The following is a 17,286-nucleotide window of genomic DNA, read 5'->3' as shown; positions in this document are numbered from 1 at the left end:
TACAAATTGCTACTCATTGATCAGTTCGCATATACGAACGGTTTAAGGCACGTTAAAGCTGGATATAAATTTTTATTTACATTAATTATGCTAGTTTTAGCGCTTGGCCTTGACAATATTTACGTAAATTTATCCATATTTATATTAATAATAATTCTGGAACTCGCATTTGCAAAGTTTAAAGTGAGAAATGTCATATCATTTATCAAAATTCCTATAATTTTCATATTTTTAGGAACAATATTTTTGATAATTGGTTTTTCTAAAGAAAATCATTTTGTCTATTCCATAAATATCTTTGGCATATACTTTGGAGTGATTGAGGGGCAAGAGATGCTATTTCTAAATGTTTTTTTAAGATCTCTTGCGGCGACCTCTTCGGTCATCTTCTTAAGTGTAACGACACCTATGGTCGATATTATCAGAGTTTTTAAGAGCTTGCACTTGCCAAATGTGTTTATTGAGCTGTTTATGCTGATATACCGCTTCATATTTATAATTATAGAAGAAGCTCAGACAAATATAAACTGTCTTGAGATAAAATTCGGTTTTATCAATACGAAGACATCGTTTAAATCAATCAAAATTTTTGTTGAGAATATGATTTTAGGCATATTAAAGAGAAATGAAGAGATGATAAATGCACTAAATATCAAGCTTTACAATGGAGAATTCCCAGTTAGGTGATTATATGTTAGAAGTTAAAAATTTAGAATATACTTATGAGAGTGGAAAAAAAGTTTTGGATGGGATAAGTCTTTCGACTAAAAACGGTGCCATCACCATGGTAATTGGTGAGAACGGCGCGGGAAAGACTACTTTATTCAAAAACATCCTTGGTCTATTAAAAAGAGACAAAGGGGATATAATTGTCGATGGCGAAGAACTTCGCTATGACAAAAAAAGTCTTTTGAATTACAGAAAAAACGTGACTATGGTCTTTCAAGACCCGGATAATCAAATTTTCTACTCGAATGTTTTTGATGACACTGCTTTTACGCTTAGAAATCTTGGCTATGACGAAGAAACTGTCAAGGAAAGGGTTGACAATGCTTTAAGAAGTGCCAATGCATACGAACTAAAGGAAATGCCTGTTCACTTTTTAAGTTATGGACAAAAAAAGAGGGTTGCCATCGCTTCAGCGATCGCTTTGGGTGCTCGCTACATCCTTATGGACGAGCCAACGGCTGGTCTTGACCCTGTTTCTATAGGCATACTTAAAAAGACTATCGCAGGTATTGCCAAAAACAGTTCACTTTTAATATCTACTCATGATATGGAGTTTTGCTATGAAATGGCAGATTACATTTATGTAGTTAAAGACGCTAAGATTATCAAAGAAGGAAGTAAATATGAAATTTTCAAGGATGAAGATGTCATTAAACGCGCCAATCAAGAGCTTCCTCTATGTGTTAGAGTGGCTAATGCATTGGGAGTTGATTTCTTTGATAATAATGATCAAATGATAGAGGAGTTAAAGGCTTATGCTAAGCATAGCTCTTAATATAAAGGATAGACCTGTTACCATAATTGGTGGCGGGTCTGTCGCTTTAAGAAAGTTTAAAACACTTATAAATGAAGGTGCTAAAGTGAAAGTCGTTGCTAAAGACTTTATTGACGGCTTTATGGACCAAGGCGCTGAATTAATTAAGGACGTTTACAAAAAAGAATACATAGAAGGAGCTTTTTTGCTCTTCATCGCAAGTGATGACGAAGAGCTCAATGCTCGGATTGAGGTGGATGCAAAAGCTTTAGGAGTTTTGTATAATAGATGCGATAAAAGTTCTACTAGTGATTTTATCTCCATTAACATGAAAAAGATTGGCGGGATAGACGTGTCTATATCAACTAGTGGAAGGCTTCCTGATTTAAACAAAACTATCATGGATGATTTAAAAAAGTATGACTCTTATGACGATGAATATTTAGATTTAGCGTTTAAACTTAGATCATACTATATCCATTATCAAAAACAAGATATGATAAAAAAGATAAAAAATTATACTAAGGAAGAAATTTTATCTTACATAAAGGAGTTTGAAGACTTTGAAAATAAGAGTGGGAACGAGAACGAGTAGGCTTGCTTTGAAGCAAGTTGAACTTGTTTTTAATAAACTTAAAGATTTTTATGATATTGATTACGAAGTAGTAGGCATAAATACGCTTGGTGACATCGATAAGAAGACGTCAATCAGTCAGATGGGCGGAAAAGGTGTCTTCGTTAGAGCGATTGAGGATGCTCTTAAAGATGGAAGGATAGATATTGCCGTTCACTCCTTAAAGGACATGACTTCTGAGATTGAAGAAGGCCTTGAAATAATTTATTTTGGGGAGAGAGCTAAAAGAAATGATATTATCGTTCTAAATGAAAAGCATAAGGGCAAGAATGAGCTTAGAAATGGGATGAGAATAGCAACTGGCTCGCTCCGTAGGAAGTTTTTACTCGCTATGGATGAAAAAGATTATAGCATTGCCGAAATACGTGGCAATATTGAGTCAAGGATAGCAAAGCTTGACTCAGAAGGCTTTGACGCGATTATATTATCAAGAGCGGCTATTGATAGACTTGATTTAAATGGTGGACTTGAGGGAAGAATCATAGACCTAGAGGAAGATGAATTTTTGCCATCGCCTTGTCAAGGGGTTATTGCTCTTGAAATAAATAAAAATAACCACGAGCTTAAAGAGATGCTTAAATCGATAAGAGATGAAAAAACTGATTTTGAAGTTTCTATTGAAAGAGCATTTTTAAGCGAATCTGGTGCTTCATGCAACAAACCATTAGGCATACATGTAGTTTCAGATGATAATAAGGTGCATGTAAAGGCTTTTATGGCATCGGATGATTTAAAAAGATATAGATTTATAAATTTTGACACGGATAAAGAAAATTATTTAAAAGATGTAAAAAAATACACAGAGAGTATTAAAGGTGATATAGATGTCTAAGGTATACTTAGTAGGAGCAGGCCCTGGTGATGAGGGCCTAATTACTGTCAAGGGACTGAGACTTATACAAAAGGCTGACTACATAATTTATGACAGGCTCATCAATTATAATTTGTTAAACGAAAAAAAGCCAAGCGCAAAAATATTTTACGTGGGCAAAGAGGGGATGAAGTCCTCTTGGAAGCAAGAAGAAATTAATAATTTGCTTCTTAAATGCGCTCACGAAGAAGGAAAGATTACTCTTAGACTTAAAGGCGGCGATCCGCTTGTTTTTGGACGCGGCTCTGAAGAAGCACTTTTCTTGAAAGAGCATGGAATAGCCTCAGAGATAGTCCCTGGCATCTCTTCATCGATCGGCGGACTTATTTATGGGGGTGTGCCAACAACTCACAGAGAAGTCTCCAGAAGCTTTCATGTATTTACTGGTCACACTATGGATGGACCAGCCGAGCTTGATTGGGAGAACTTAGCTAAGATGGAAGGAACACTAATCTTTCTTATGGCTATGAGCAATATTGAGACTATTGCTAATAAATTAATCGCGGCGGGCAAAAATCCAGATACAAAGGCAGCCTTTATATATAAGGCGACTAGATCCGATCAAAGGCGCTTTATTACTACACTTAAGTACGCTTACGAATGCAAATGCAATAATGATATAAAAAATCCATCGGTCTTTGTTATTGGAGACGTTGTTCAATTTGCTGATGATATAGACTTTTTTGCAGGTAGGCCACTTAAGGACAGAACATTTATTTTACTTAGAAAAAAAGAATTTAATCAAGATTTTAAAGATTTTCTTATAGATAATAAGGCAGAATTTTTAGAGTTAGAGACAATTAAGTACACACCAATACATGATGATGCTTTTGATAAGGCACTAAAAAATATCGAAGCTTATAAATATTTGATATTAACAAGCCGAAACGCAGTAGAATTCTTTTTCGAAAGAGCTCTTGAGCTTGGTATAGATTTTAGAAGATTTTATAATATTAAGATAGCTTCCATTGGTCAAAAAACTATGAAAGACATTGAGGCTTATGGCTTTAAGGCGGATTATGTTTCTGAAAAATACACATCAGATGAAATGATTAAAAATATCACATCAAAATTTGAAAAAGGCGCAAAAGTACTTTATCCTCACTCAGATAAGGCAAAGGGCAATATCAGAGCTGCTCTTAGTGATTATGATGTGGATGCATTTGAAATATATAAAAACAGCGATGAAGCTTATGAAAAGATGTATTTAGAAGATAAGGCATATGATATATTTTTCTTCTCGTCATCAGAGGCCATTAGCTTTAATAAATTTTATCCAGAGCTAATGTCAAAGGCAAGGATATATTCAATAGGACCATATACAACAAAAAGTATAGAGGCATTGGGATATAAAGTATATAAGGAAGCAAAGGTACATGACTCAGAAGGAATGATAGATTTAGTGAAAGAGGAGATAAATAATGAAAAATAGAATGAGAAGACTTAGATTAAATAGCAATATTAGAGAAGTTTTCGCCGAAACAGCATTAAGAAAAGAAGATTTAATATATCCGATTTTTGTAAAAGATGGAGTAAATGAAGTAGAAGAGATAAAAAGTTTAAAAGGACAAAAACAATACACAGTCGATAGACTTGATGAAGTTATCAAAGAGCTAAAGGACTTGGGCATACGCTCTGTAATTTTATTTGGCGTGCCAGATCATAAGGATGCATGCGGTTCAGGCGCTTATGCAAAAGACGGTGTAGTTCAAAGAGCGATTAGAAAAATTAAAGAGATAGATAAAGATTTCCTAGTTATAGGCGATGTTTGCATGTGCGAATACACTGATCATGGTCACTGCGGCATACTTCACGGGGATTATGTTGATAACGACGAAACCGTTTCCTATTTACAAAAAATTGCTGTGTCAATGGCAGAAGCAGGAGTTGATATAGTCGCTCCATCTGATATGATGGATGGACGCGTTGCAAAAATCAGAGAAGCACTTGATGAGGCGGGATATATAAACGTATCAATAATGAGCTATGCATCAAAATTCGCTTCAAATTACTACGGTCCTTTTAGAGACGCGGCTGGCAGCGCACCAAGTTTTGGTGACAGAAAACAATATCAAATGGATTATAGAAATAAAAAAGAAGCTCTTAGAGAAATACTTTTAGATGTAGACGAAGGCGCTGACATGCTTATAGTTAAGCCAGCTATGGCTTATGGCGATATAATTAAACTTGCTAGCGAAGAAACTAATTTACCTATAGTTGCTTACTCAGTTAGTGGTGAGTACGCTATGCTCTACGATGCTGTTAAAAACGGCCTTGTTAAAGAAGATATCATTATGGAGACAATGCTTTCATTCAAAAGAGCTGGAGCGAATTTAATCATAACATACTTTGCTAAATATTTGGCGGAAAGATTATAATGGCGAAGAAATATTATGCGGTTAAAGCTGGTCGAAATACAGGCATCTTCGAGACATGGGATGAGGCAAAAGAAGAGGTACATGGCTTTAAGAACGCAATTTATAAATCATTTAAAAGCATGGAAGAAGCAGAAAATTACATGATGGGCGATGATTTTGAGGCAAATCACGACTTAGATGGCAAATTACTCGCTTATGTCGATGGAAGTTTTAGTAATATTTTAAAAAAATATTCTGCGGCGGCTGTTTTTGTAATGGATGGAGAAATTATTCACAAAGAATCAATGGCCTATGATGATAAAGAGCATTTAGCGATTCGAAATGTGGCTGGCGAGATAAAAGCTTCGATGATGGCTATCAATTATGCGATTGAAAATAATTATAAAGAAATAGATATTTTTTATGATTATGAAGGCATTCGTAGCTGGGCGATGGGCTATTGGAAGACTAATAAAGACGAGACAAAGGCATATAAAAAATTTTTTGATGAAAAAAAAGAAAAAATTTTTATTAATTTTCATAAGGTTGAAGCCCACACAGGCGATAAATTCAACGAGATGGTAGATTCGCTTGCGAAGGAAGCACTTATAAAAATGTCTTGACATTTATATGTCCATAGTATATAATAAAGGTACTTGAATGACAAAATAAAATTATAGGAAAGGTGATTTTATGAATTTTGCAAAAAAATTAAGAAGATTAAGAGCAATGGAAGGTATGACTCAATCTGACCTTGCTGAAAAACTTGGCGTATCACTAAAGACAATATCAAGATACGAAGTAGATGGTATGAGACCACGTAGTAGAGATATTTATAACCAATTGGCTAACTTATTTAGAGTGGATGCATCATATTTATTAGTTGATGATGACGACTACAAAGTTCCAGTAGAAGATAGAAATTATGATATGCTTGTTAATGGTGTGATGGGCCTATTTGCAGGTGGCACTCTTAGCGATGAAGACAAAAAGGCTGTAGTTGAAGCCATCACAGATGCTTATTATAAATCAAAATATCAAGGAACAGATAAAAAAGAGCAAAATTAGTGAGTGAAAAATATTTAGATGATGCACTCGCTTTAATTGAAGAACACGGGACTAACGATCCATACGAAATACTAGAAAACCTTGGCGTCGTGGTCATACCTATACACATAGGTGCGGCCTTTTTAGGCATGTTTAGAATTTTGGATGGCGTTAGTTATGTGATATATAACACTCATGCGGATGAGATTGTGATTAGGGAAGTGCTAGCTCATGAGCTAGGACACTTTCTTTATCATAAAGAATACGCAAGTGAGGCAGAGCTTGCAGATTTTGGATTAACTCAAGAGTCTTCCATCATCGAAGCCCAGGCCAATACTTTTGCGGCGCATCTACTTATTGACGAGGAAGAACTTTTAGACACAATGGAAGAAGGAATGAGCTATATGGAGCTTGCTCAAAGGCTCATGGTTGACGAGAATCTTCTTCTTTATAAACTTAAGTCCATGAAAAAGAGAGGGCTTAAGATTAATTTAAGCGAGGCTCCTAGAAGCCAGTTCTTTCAAAATCTTGCAGAGCAAGCTAAAAAATATGATATCAACTAGTGGAGGATACTATGAAAAAGAAAATATTAAGCGTTGTAGCATTATTTATCCTAGCAAGCTTATTCTTATTTGCGTGCAATGGAAAAGATGCTGCTAAATTTACTATAAAAGAACATTACACAACAGCAGGAACAAACGGTGTATTAACATCTTATGATATAGATGGCAAAGAATATGTCATTTTTGACCAATTTTTAGAATTACTTAATCCAACAACACATAGAATTGGTAATACTTATGAAGTAATTGACGGCATTCCTACGCCAAAAAAGTCAGAAGATGGATATTATAATCTTGATGATGGTATGTTATATAGCTCAGAAAAGCCTATAGAAGCATTTAGACTTGACAGCGAAACTTATAATAAGATGGAAGACGTAAAATTCCCTATATATTATAAGGACAAAACTATCGATCTAGAAAGCGGAGCTAAAAAACTTAATGATACAGTTCTTTATCCACTAGAAAAATTAGCAGAGGCATTTAGCTTTAAGATAGAAAATGGCGAATTTGTTTTTGCAGAAAAGGACGATAATGAATTAGAAGTTCTTAATCAAAAGGATTATGATTGGTATATAGACCAAAAAGAAACTGGTAAATACGCTGATAACAACTGCGGCCCAAGCTGCGCTGTAATGAGTTTGTATTTCCAAAAAGGATATGATAAAGCTGTAACAGCTGAAACTGCTAGAAACACTCGTATCAACGATGGTGGTTGGTGGTTTACTAACGATGTTAGTGACTTTTTAAAAGATTCAGGCGTTAAGCATAGAATGAAATTTTACAAAAATCCAGACAGCTTATTAAAACCACTTAGAGAAGGTAAAATTTGCATAATCTGTATTGATTCATCAACACTTCGTTACAATCCAGATGCAAATTCGCATTTTAACAAGTATTATACAGGTGGCGGCGGTCACTTCATCGTTGTTAACGGATATAAAGTTGTTGACGGAAGACTTTATTATATAGTAAACGATCCTAACTCTTGGGGTATGAAGTATGCTGACGGCTCATACATGGGTAAGGACAGATATTACGACGCCATTGACATAGACAAAACAGTTAGACAATGGTCAAAAGAATATTACGTTGTAGATAATAACTAGAGATAGACGGCTTAGGTCGTCTATTTTTTTGACTAAAAAAGGAGTGAGGTAGAAGTGGATATACTTGATAAACTTAAAAATAGAGAAGAAATATATTGCCCCATAAAAAGAAATAAAGATATAAATCTGCGTTTTAATTTATATGATGCATTTCTTGCGAAAAAAAGATTCGAGCGTTTTGCGCCTCTCTTTATGGAAGCTTTTGACGAGATAGATGGTCCTTGCTATTATAAAAGTGATTTATTAAAATCAAAGCTTGGTGATGAGCTTTATTTAAAACTTGATTCAGAGCTAAAAGTTGCTCACAGCGTCAAGGCAAGAGGCGGCTTCAATGAGGTCATGTGCAAGGTAGAGGACGTTCTTAAGAAAAATAATATGCTAGATAAATTTAATGAGCTAAGCCTTGACGATATAAGAAAAATTATGAGTGAGTATACAATTGAAGTAAGCTCGACTGGAAATTTAGGCTTATCCATAGGGCTTTGCGCTAAGGCTTTTGGATTTAAAGCCAAAGTTCACATGAGCCGCGACGCAAAAGATTGGAAGAAAAAATTACTCAGAGAAGCGGGCGCTGAAGTTATTGAGTATGACAATGATTATACTTACGCGGTCAAGATGGGTAGAGCTAGCGCAGAGAAAAATCCTATGAGCTATTTCGTTGATGATGAGATGAGTGAAAAGCTTTTTTTGGGCTATGCTGCATCAATTTTTGAAACTACTGAAGAGGTAGAAGCGAGTGGAATGATTATAAATAGTGACGAGCCACTTCATGTGTTTTTGCCATGCGGTGTAGGAGGCGCGCCTGGCGGCATTGCTTTTGCCTTGAGAAGCTTTTTTAGAGAAAATGTCCGCATTTATTTTATTGAGCCGACTGAGTACCCATGTATGCTATATAGCTACACAATTGGCGAGGCGGCATCCGTTAATGATATTGGTCTTGGCGGGAAAACCATTGCAGATGGACTTGCGTGCAGCGCGCCATCAAAACTTGTTTTTCCTATGCTAGAATATCTTGTAGATGGATTTTTCACTTTTAATGATGAGAGCATTCTGAGAGCAAAAAAAGCTATAGAAGAGAGTGACAAAAAAATTGTCGAAGCATCAAGCGCATCAGCTTTATTAGCTTATGAAAAATTAGGAAGACCAAAAAATTCTGTGCTTTGGATTACTGGATCAAATGTTGATAAATAGTACTTAAACACTTGAATAAAACGAATATTAGTGATATAATTAAAATTTGGAGGGATATTATGAATTTATTAGTTGTTATTTTAAATGAAATGGATAAGCTTGATGAATTATTACTTGAGCTTTCTAACAAATCAATCACAGGAGGAACTATACTTGACAGTCAAGGTATGGCCTCAACACTAGCTGATTGGCACAAAGAAATCGGCGCTTTCGGAGGACTTAGACAAATACTTAACGGTCAAAGACCATTCAACAAAACTTTACTTATGGTGCTTGACGATGAAAAACTTGTCGTTGCTAAAGAAGTTGTTAAGAGCGTTATGGGCGATATCAATAACGAAAACACAGGAATTATGTTTACTCTTGATGTAAAGAGCGTGGAAGGATTGACTAAATAGTATGAATTTCGAAATTTTATTACATCTTGGAACAATTTTACTAGTAGGCTTTATTGTAGCTAAAATACTAGGTTTATTCAAATTTCCAGAAGTTACTGGCTATTTGATAGCAGGTATACTTATAGGTCCATCGGTTTTGGGACTAATACCAGAAGAAGCAGTTAAGAGCTTCGATATAATCAGTGAAGTTGCTTTAGCTTTCATTGCCTTTTCTATAGGCGCTGAGCTAAAATTTGACGATTTGAAAAAAGTGGGTACAGCAATCTTTGTAATAACAGTGCTAGAAGCATTAGTTGCATTTTTCTTAGTAACAGTAGTTATGCTTTTACTTGGACAATCATTCCCATTCTCACTTGCAATAGGCTCAATCGCATGCGCAACAGCGCCAGCCGCAACACTTATGGTTATCAAGCAATATAAGGCCGAAGGACCACTAGTTAGAACACTTATACCAGTCGTTGCACTTGATGACGGTGTTTGTATCATCGCCTTTGGTGTTGCTTCAACACTTGCTCAAAACATGATACAAGGCGGAGCTTTTTCAATGATGAACATGGTTGGAAAACCTATAATACAAATACTGGCAGCACTTGCACTTGGTGTTGTAGCAGGCATCATCATGGTTAAGTCCATGAGATTCATGAAAAATCAAGGACAAATACAAGTTGCTTTTATAGGCGTTATATTTTTACTTGCAGCTATATCACTACGCTTTGACCTATCAAGCCTTCTTACTATGATGGCTTTTGGTACAACAATCTGTAACACATCAAGAGAAGAAGTTAAAGTATTTAAAGCAATCGAAGTTATCACGCCAGCCATCTTTCTATGCTTCTTCGTACTATCAGGCGCAGACCTTGATTTAGCAAGCTTAACAAAGGTAGGCCTTTTAGGAGGAGCCTATGTTATAGCTAGAGTTATAGGTAAAGCTTTAGGCGCAGGAATTGGCGCAAAGATCGGCAAATTACCAAAAACAGTACAAGGAAACCTTGGTTTTTGTCTTGTTCCACAAGCCGGCGTTGCCATAGGTCTTTCACTTATAGCAAAAAGAATTATACCTGCACCACACGGAGCAGTAATCAGAGACATAATACTTTCAGCTACAGTTATCTATGAACTAGTAGGACCACTATTAACAAAGATGGCACTACTTAGAGCTGGAGAAATCAAAAAGGAGAACTTATAATGAACATAAAAATTAAGTATTTTGAAGAACTAAACACAACCGAGCTATATGAAATACTTAAGCTAAGACAAGCTGTCTTTGTAGTTGAGCAAAACTGCCCATATCACGATATAGACGAGTACGATCCAGTCTCAGTTCATCTTATGATGATAGAGGGAGACGAACTTATTGGATATGCAAGAATAACTGAGAAGGGCACTCGCTACCCAGAAGTTTCTATCGGCCGCTTCTTAGTGAAGAAGGACTTTAGAAAAGATGGCTACGGAGACAAATTATTTACAAGAGCGATTGATTTCATCAAAGACGACATGAAAGAGGATACTATCAAGATACAAGCGCAAACATATATGAAAAATTATTATGTGAAGAAAGGTTTTAAAGAGATATCCGAGCCTTATCTTGAAGATGATATAGAGCACGTGGATATGCTTTATAAAAAAGATTAGTATGTATAAAAAAATATTGGCCATGCTTATGGTTTTATGCCTCGCTTTAACAGGATGTGCTAGAGATGGAAAAATTAGTAAAGATGATAAAAAAGATTTAAGCATACTTTTACTTATCAATGGCACACTTGGCGATAAAAGTTTTTTCGATAGCGCTGAAGCTGGCATGAACTTAATCAAGGAAAAGTATCCGGAAATTACTACTAAAACTATAGAGATGGGTACAGACGAGACAAAGTACAATGCGATAATCGAAGAAAACGTCAGCTCAAAGTCTTATGACATCATTGTAGTGGGCACTTGGCAGCTTAAGGATAAGGTGCAAAAAATTTCTGAAAAATATCCAGAGCAAAATTTTATACTTTTTGATGACAATGCCAACGACGGCGAGAAAAAGTATGATAATATCTACTCGATTCTTTATAAGCAAAATGAAGGCGGCTTCTTAGCTGGAGCACTTGCAGGACTTGTAGAGAATGGCGAGGGATATGACTTTGCTAAAAAAAGCAAAAATATCGGCCTAATTGGCGGCATGGATAATAAGATAGTTAAGGACTTTTTACTTGGCTTTGAAGATGGGGCGAAATACATCGACAATGACATCAAAGTCCTTACAAGCTACGTTGGTAATTTTACTGATGCGATTAAGGCGAAAGATTTGGCTAATATATTATACAAGGAGAAAGATGTTGACATTATTTTCAATGCCGCATCCATAGCTGGTCTTGGCATAATTGATTCGGCGGCTGAGACAGAGCACTACGTCATAGGCGTTGACTCAGATCAAGCAGCTTTACTTGGCGAAGAAAAAGCAAAATACATCTTGACATCAATATTAAAAAGAGTTGATACATCATTATTAAGAGCAATTGACAAGTATAAAGCGGGTGAAAAAATATTCGGCAAAACAGAATTTTTAGGCATAAAAGATGACGCCATCGGCATAGCTGACAATGATTTTTATAAAAACACCGTCAGCGAGGCAGATAGAGCTAAGATAAATGAGATTATTGAAGAGTTAAAAGCTGATAAAATTACTATCAGGAGCGAATTTAATGCTTAAGATAAAAGATTTGAGCTTTGCTTATGGCGAAAATAAAATTTTTAATAATTTTAGCCTAGAGATTAATGAAAGACTTGCCTTTCTTGTGGGTAAGAACGGCGCAGGCAAAACTACTCTTCTAAAGCTCATTCATGGCGATTTAAAAAATTACACTGGCGAGATAATTTCTGACGATGCTTTCGTGGTGAGTCAAAGCTTTATGCTCTTCGATGAACTTAATGGCTATGACAATATCGCCATCGCCGTAGGCCTAGCGGAAAAAGAAGTAAAAAATTTAGTGAAGACATCGCCTTTTTATATAAATGGTCTTGAGCGCAAATTAAAATTTATGACGACTATAGAAAAACAAACGCTTGAGCTAATTGCGATGAGCCTAAGCGAAAAAAAGCTGATACTTCTTGATGAGGTGAGTGCGGCTCTTGATTATATGACGAGTAAAAAACTAATTGATTACATCAAGTTATCGAATAAGAGCTTTTTAATGGTTTCGCATGATGAGGATTTTATTCAAAATTTTGATGCGAGAGAAATTTTCTTAGATAAGCAAAAAAATATACTTGATCAAAAAAATGAGGTTCTAGAAAATAATCCAAACAAAAAAATTATTGGCATATATATAAAAGATGATGCTAAAATAAACGAAGTACTTAAAAAATTCAAGCAATTTGCTTACGTTCCAAAGGATGTTAGAATGGCGCTCCTTATGGACGAAGCAGCATATAAGAACATCTTTATATATGATATATTAAAAAATATTAAGACTGATTATATAAAAAAAGCCGAGGATTTTATTGCAAAATACAAATTAAAGTTTAAGGCAAATGATATCACCAATACTCTCTCTGGAGGCAATTTACAAAAACTTGTCTTCTTTAGAGAGCTTGAGCGTGATGAGGACGTATACATTTTATATAATTACAAAAAGGGCATGGACTTCGAAGCGAAGGCCCTTGCTCAAGAGGCGATAATTAAGAGACGAGACGAGGGCAAAGGGATTTACATCATTTCGGACGATTACGAAGAATTAAAGGAGGATATAGTTGATGAAATCAAGATCATTTAAGAGATATTTCATTTTGCTATATCCTTTTTTGATGCTTCTAACACTTTTTTTGGTGGCAATAGTCTCTCATATATCAATAAGCGAAATATTTATAGCGGCTGCAAAGCCATTCACTTCGCCTTTTTACAGAATAAGTTTTATCAAAGAATTTCTTATAGTCGGACTTTTGTCTCTTGCGATGAACCTTTCCTTGTCAATGGGCGAGATGAATTTTTCGCTTGAAGGCATTTTTCACATGGGTGTATTTTTATCAGCACTAGCTGCGATTTATTTAGGAAAAGCTTTTGCGGCTATAATTTTTCTGCCACTAATTTTATTTTTAATTTGGCAAGTGCCTAAAAAAGTTTCAAGAGGCGATGCGAATAAACTTATAATCTCATCACTTATATTTAACTATCTAATTTTGGGCCTTGTAAATTATTTGGTCTATACATTTTTCTCAGACGAAAATATTTCTTCAGCTGTTACTAAAAAATTTGATTTTAATCTTGATTTAAGATTAGGCATTCTTATAGCTGTAGCTGCTCTTGCGATTTTTATATTTTTTGCAATTAAATTCTCTCTAATAAATAAATTAAAAATAATTAAGGGCGCGCCAAGCATTTTAATCTCAACTGGAACTGATATAAATAAAGAAAAGAGGGCAATTGACATAGGTTTAGCGTTTCTTACATCTGTGGCAGCATTTTTATATTTATTTTTAAACTACGAGCGCTTTTCGCTTCAAGGCTTTACAGGCCATGGTTTTGACGCGATAACTGTGTCTTTAATTGCTCGCGGCGACTTTAAAAAACTTGCCTATCCAGCAATTTTAATTACATACATAAGACTTTTAAGCCTTGTCATGCAGACCGAATTTTCATTTGTTTCGTCTGTGATGTACTTAATGCAAGGCGTTCTCATCTTTATATCGATATTGGAGGCGCGCGATGACAGAAATTCTTAGAGCATTTATACGCATATTTTTATTGTGCCTAGCCATCAATGCGATGCGAAACATTGGTCTTTGCCTTTTACACGCGGACGGCCTTGTCAATATCTCGGCAATAACAGCGCTTATAGTCTTTAGCGAAACGCAGTCCTTTGCCGTGAGCGTTTTTGCCGGGGCACTCGTAACGCTTGCGATAAATACAAGTTTTATTTATTTAACAAAAAAGAAAGGCGCTTCAGATATTGTTTATGGCATAGCGATGAACCTTATTCTTCGCGGCGTATCTGGACTTATGCTTTATCTATACGCAGGAGATCTCGCCATGTCAAGCTCTGTAAAGATTGATTTTAGCGTAAATATTTTTGGCGTAGACATATTTATAGTTTTGGGATTATTACTAAGCCTTATCTATTATATATATTTATATAAAACAAAATCAGGGCTTGAGCTAAGAGCTGTGGGTCTTGACGAAAAAAAGGCTTTATTTAGAAAAATAGATATTGGAAGGGCAAATTTTACTGCCAATCTCTTTGCTTCAGTTTTTGCGGCACTCGTGGGAAGCTTTTTATCGCTATCATATTTTTCATACTTTACAGAAAATATTTCTCAAAATATGGGCTACGTATGCTTGGCGCTTGAAGGTTTCTCCACTATACATCCAGTATTAACGCCAATCGCAAGCCTTGTATACGCTGTATTTAATTATCTCGCGGGCTCTTTACAAAGTTTAGGTTTTATCAATTACAAGCTTTTAGATTTAATTCCATATTTCGTGATACTTATGCTTTTATACTTTTTAAAGGGCAAGGGCAAATTGCAAGGCAAGAATTTTTATGATATAATAAAAAAAGAGGTGAAAGAATGAAAAAGCTAATTAGAAATTTATTTATACTATCGATACTGCTTTTAGGCTTTATGAATACAAGCTCAAAAGCGGCATCACTTAATTTAATTATAGACGGAAATAACGTGACAAAAAGCGCGAGCCCCATTGTCAAGGACAGAAGGACCTTAGTTCCACTACGTTTCATCGGGGAAGCTTTAGGCAAGGAAGTTCAGTGGAACAACGACGAAAAGAGCGTTACAGTTAGTGATAGTAGCAATAGTTTTAAGCTATATATCGATTCAAAGATTATTGATAATAGTGATGGCTCGCTTAAGTTTACTGACGCCAGTCCTTGCATTGTTAATCGCAAAACTTATTTACCATTAAGAGCCATAGCTGAGCTTATGAACATAGCTGTCGGCTACGATAAAGCTACAAGCACTGTTACTATTGATTCTAATAATTTTGATACAGTTTCGCCAAGTACTACAATAGTTGGCCTTGTGCCAAATCAAACAATATCTACTAAGATGAATTTTAATTTTATTACAAGTAAAAATTTTGCAAAGGCAAAGCTATTGTTATTAAATGACAAAAACGAAGGCTATATACAAGACGTAAAGACAAGTGCAGCTGAAGCACTTGAGTTTATACCAAGCCTTAAGGACGAGGGAAGCAAAAAATTAGTTCTTGCTCTTTATGATGAAAAGGGCAAAGTAATTGACGCGGCAGGAGCAAAAATCAATTTAAATATTTTGCCAAGAGTAACTTACTCAGGTGTTGAAAACGGCGGCTTTGTTCAAGATGAATTAAAGATTACACCAGATATAAACTTTATCGCATCAAAGATGAAGGCGACTGTAACTAATCTAACTACAGGCAAGACTGAAACAAAGGACAATCTTGATCCAGAGGGGGAATTTTTATTCAAGCCAAGTTATCTAGACGCCGGCAGCTACTCTATCATGTTATCTGCCTTCGATGAACTAGGCAATGAACACTTTGGCGAGACAAAAACATTCACCATGAGCATAAATCCATACTTAAATATAACAGGCGTACCTAAAGATGGCATCATCGCAGGACAAGTAACGCTTAATGCGCAAAGAAATTTTGACGTAATGAGAACTGATTATGTTTTAAAAGACCCAGTGACAGGTGCTGAAGAAGTGATTGAATCAAAATCCTATGGCGCTTGCAAGTTTTTCCCAAATATTAAAAATGCAGGTCAAAAGGAAGTTTTTGTAAGATGCATTGACGCGAGCGGAAAGACTATGGAGAGTGAACACAAACTTGTGATGATTAAGGGCGATTCAAAGCTTTTATTACAAGGTGTTGCTCCAGGCAGCATAATTCATAAGTATATAGACTTAAATGCTGTGGCAAATGTTGGTGTGAACAGCGTTAACTACTACATCAAAAATCTTAGAACAGGAAAATCTAAGACCATAGCAGAAAATGTGACTTATGGTGAAAAATATAGATACAATGTTAGCGCAGAAGATGAGGGCGAGAACGAAATTTATGCTACAGGTAATCAAATTGACGCCTTTATCAAGGGCGAGAGCATAAAATTTAGGATATACACAGGAAAAATTTATACAAAGCAGCCACTCATGGCAAAAGATAAATTCCTTGACTATACTAAAAAAGTGGCTAGACGCGAATTTTTAAGAACTGACCTAAGCGGTGCAATCACTACAGCGCAAGCTATACTTGAGTCAGGTTGGGGTCAATCAGTACCAGTTGATAAATACACAGGAAAATTCTCAAACAATCTATTCGGTATAAAAGGATCATCTTCAAACGGTTCTGTAACCATCACTACATCGGAAGTTTATAACAATGTCAAGGTGACTATTGATGACAAGTTTAGAGCTTATAAATCTGCGGACGAGTCCTTCACTGATCACACAGAATTATTCTTCGCAAAGAAATGGTACACACCATTTAGAAAAGTTATGTTCAACGATCAAAGAGGCGTATACGCAATCAAGAGATGCGGTTATGCAACTGACCCTAAATATCCAGCAAAGCTTAAGGCCATCATCGATAAATATAATTTAAAAGAGCTAGATAAAGTTAATTTATAAAATATAGAGCAGGGCATAAGCCTTG

19 protein-coding genes are annotated in these 17,286 nt (G+C 35.6%); all 19 read left to right on the top strand.

Annotation, left to right across the window (positions count from 1 at the left end; translation table 11 throughout):
• The first annotated feature begins 6 nt into the window (after positions 1 to 6).
• The 19 genes from AC2UOP_RS05980 to AC2UOP_RS05890 all read left to right on the top strand — a co-directional run bounded on the left by AC2UOP_RS05980 (position 7) and on the right by AC2UOP_RS05890 (position 17,261).
• Positions 7 to 687 carry a CbiQ family ECF transporter T component gene (locus AC2UOP_RS05980; protein WP_484832997.1) on the top strand — a complete coding sequence of 227 codons (681 nt, stop codon included), beginning with the start codon at positions 7 to 9 and terminating at the stop codon, positions 685 to 687.
• 4 nt (positions 688 to 691) lie between these two features.
• The gene (locus tag AC2UOP_RS05975; protein ID WP_484832996.1) at positions 692 to 1,504 is read left to right on the top strand and encodes an energy-coupling factor ABC transporter ATP-binding protein; all 813 of its coding nucleotides are present in this window, start codon (positions 692 to 694) and stop codon (positions 1,502 to 1,504) included.
• Positions 1,485 to 2,078: a precorrin-2 dehydrogenase/sirohydrochlorin ferrochelatase family protein gene (locus tag AC2UOP_RS05970; protein ID WP_484832995.1), complete on the top strand. Its 594-nt coding sequence runs from the start codon at positions 1,485 to 1,487 to the stop codon at positions 2,076 to 2,078. The genes AC2UOP_RS05975 and AC2UOP_RS05970 overlap by 20 nt, the downstream gene beginning before the upstream one ends.
• The gene (hemC, locus tag AC2UOP_RS05965) at positions 2,047 to 2,949 is read left to right on the top strand and encodes a hydroxymethylbilane synthase (RefSeq protein ID WP_484832994.1); all 903 of its coding nucleotides are present in this window, start codon (positions 2,047 to 2,049) and stop codon (positions 2,947 to 2,949) included. The genes AC2UOP_RS05970 and hemC overlap by 32 nt, the downstream gene beginning before the upstream one ends.
• Positions 2,942 to 4,420 (top strand): uroporphyrinogen-III C-methyltransferase, encoded by a 1,479-nt coding sequence (gene cobA, locus AC2UOP_RS05960; RefSeq protein ID WP_484832993.1) that lies wholly within the window; start codon positions 2,942 to 2,944, stop codon positions 4,418 to 4,420. Before hemC ends, cobA begins: the two co-directional genes overlap by 8 nt.
• A complete protein-coding gene (hemB, locus tag AC2UOP_RS05955; protein ID WP_484832992.1) occupies positions 4,410 to 5,366 on the top strand; it encodes a porphobilinogen synthase in 957 nt (318 codons plus the stop codon). The genes cobA and hemB overlap by 11 nt, the downstream gene beginning before the upstream one ends.
• On the top strand, positions 5,366 to 5,968 hold the full coding sequence (locus tag AC2UOP_RS05950; protein ID WP_484832991.1) for a ribonuclease H1 domain-containing protein: 603 nt from the start codon (positions 5,366 to 5,368) through the stop codon (positions 5,966 to 5,968). The genes hemB and AC2UOP_RS05950 overlap by 1 nt, the downstream gene beginning before the upstream one ends.
• Before the next feature lie 70 nt (positions 5,969 to 6,038).
• Positions 6,039 to 6,413 (top strand): helix-turn-helix domain-containing protein, encoded by a 375-nt coding sequence (locus AC2UOP_RS05945; RefSeq protein WP_019214348.1) that lies wholly within the window; start codon positions 6,039 to 6,041, stop codon positions 6,411 to 6,413.
• Positions 6,413 to 6,955, top strand: a complete 543-nt coding sequence (locus AC2UOP_RS05940) for an ImmA/IrrE family metallo-endopeptidase (protein WP_019214349.1) — start codon at positions 6,413 to 6,415, stop codon at positions 6,953 to 6,955. The genes AC2UOP_RS05945 and AC2UOP_RS05940 overlap by 1 nt, the downstream gene beginning before the upstream one ends.
• An 11-nt stretch (positions 6,956 to 6,966) precedes the next feature.
• Positions 6,967 to 8,064, top strand: coding sequence for a hypothetical protein (locus tag AC2UOP_RS05935; RefSeq protein WP_484832990.1), 1,098 nt, complete (start codon positions 6,967 to 6,969; stop codon positions 8,062 to 8,064).
• 54 nt (positions 8,065 to 8,118) lie between these two features.
• Positions 8,119 to 9,255, top strand: coding sequence for a D-serine ammonia-lyase (gene dsdA, locus AC2UOP_RS05930; RefSeq protein ID WP_484832989.1), 1,137 nt, complete (start codon positions 8,119 to 8,121; stop codon positions 9,253 to 9,255).
• Between the two features lie 59 nt (positions 9,256 to 9,314).
• Positions 9,315 to 9,653 (top strand): hypothetical protein, encoded by a 339-nt coding sequence (locus tag AC2UOP_RS05925; protein ID WP_484832988.1) that lies wholly within the window; start codon positions 9,315 to 9,317, stop codon positions 9,651 to 9,653.
• 1 nt (position 9,654) lies between these two features.
• Positions 9,655 to 10,839 carry a cation:proton antiporter gene (locus tag AC2UOP_RS05920; RefSeq protein WP_484832987.1) on the top strand — a complete coding sequence of 395 codons (1,185 nt, stop codon included), beginning with the start codon at positions 9,655 to 9,657 and terminating at the stop codon, positions 10,837 to 10,839.
• Complete coding sequence (locus AC2UOP_RS05915; RefSeq protein ID WP_484832986.1) at positions 10,839 to 11,285, top strand: GNAT family N-acetyltransferase; 447 nt, start codon at positions 10,839 to 10,841, stop codon at positions 11,283 to 11,285. The genes AC2UOP_RS05920 and AC2UOP_RS05915 overlap by 1 nt, the downstream gene beginning before the upstream one ends.
• Position 11,286: 1 nt before the next feature.
• Positions 11,287 to 12,348, top strand: coding sequence for a BMP family ABC transporter substrate-binding protein (locus tag AC2UOP_RS05910; RefSeq protein ID WP_484832985.1), 1,062 nt, complete (start codon positions 11,287 to 11,289; stop codon positions 12,346 to 12,348).
• Positions 12,341 to 13,411 carry an ATP-binding cassette domain-containing protein gene (locus AC2UOP_RS05905; protein WP_484832984.1) on the top strand — a complete coding sequence of 357 codons (1,071 nt, stop codon included), beginning with the start codon at positions 12,341 to 12,343 and terminating at the stop codon, positions 13,409 to 13,411. Before AC2UOP_RS05910 ends, AC2UOP_RS05905 begins: the two co-directional genes overlap by 8 nt.
• Positions 13,389 to 14,357: a hypothetical protein gene (locus AC2UOP_RS05900; protein WP_484832983.1), complete on the top strand. Its 969-nt coding sequence runs from the start codon at positions 13,389 to 13,391 to the stop codon at positions 14,355 to 14,357. The genes AC2UOP_RS05905 and AC2UOP_RS05900 overlap by 23 nt, the downstream gene beginning before the upstream one ends.
• Complete coding sequence (locus tag AC2UOP_RS05895) at positions 14,341 to 15,207, top strand: ABC transporter permease subunit (protein ID WP_484832982.1); 867 nt, start codon at positions 14,341 to 14,343, stop codon at positions 15,205 to 15,207. The genes AC2UOP_RS05900 and AC2UOP_RS05895 overlap by 17 nt, the downstream gene beginning before the upstream one ends.
• On the top strand, positions 15,204 to 17,261 hold the full coding sequence (locus AC2UOP_RS05890) for a glucosaminidase domain-containing protein (RefSeq protein WP_484832981.1): 2,058 nt from the start codon (positions 15,204 to 15,206) through the stop codon (positions 17,259 to 17,261). The genes AC2UOP_RS05895 and AC2UOP_RS05890 overlap by 4 nt, the downstream gene beginning before the upstream one ends.
• Positions 17,262 to 17,286: the final 25 nt, after the last annotated feature.

Source organism: Fenollaria sp. (genome assembly GCF_057222035.1).
The sequence above is the reverse complement of the archived record's forward strand: the minus strand, read 5'-3'. Positions and strand labels throughout refer to the sequence as shown.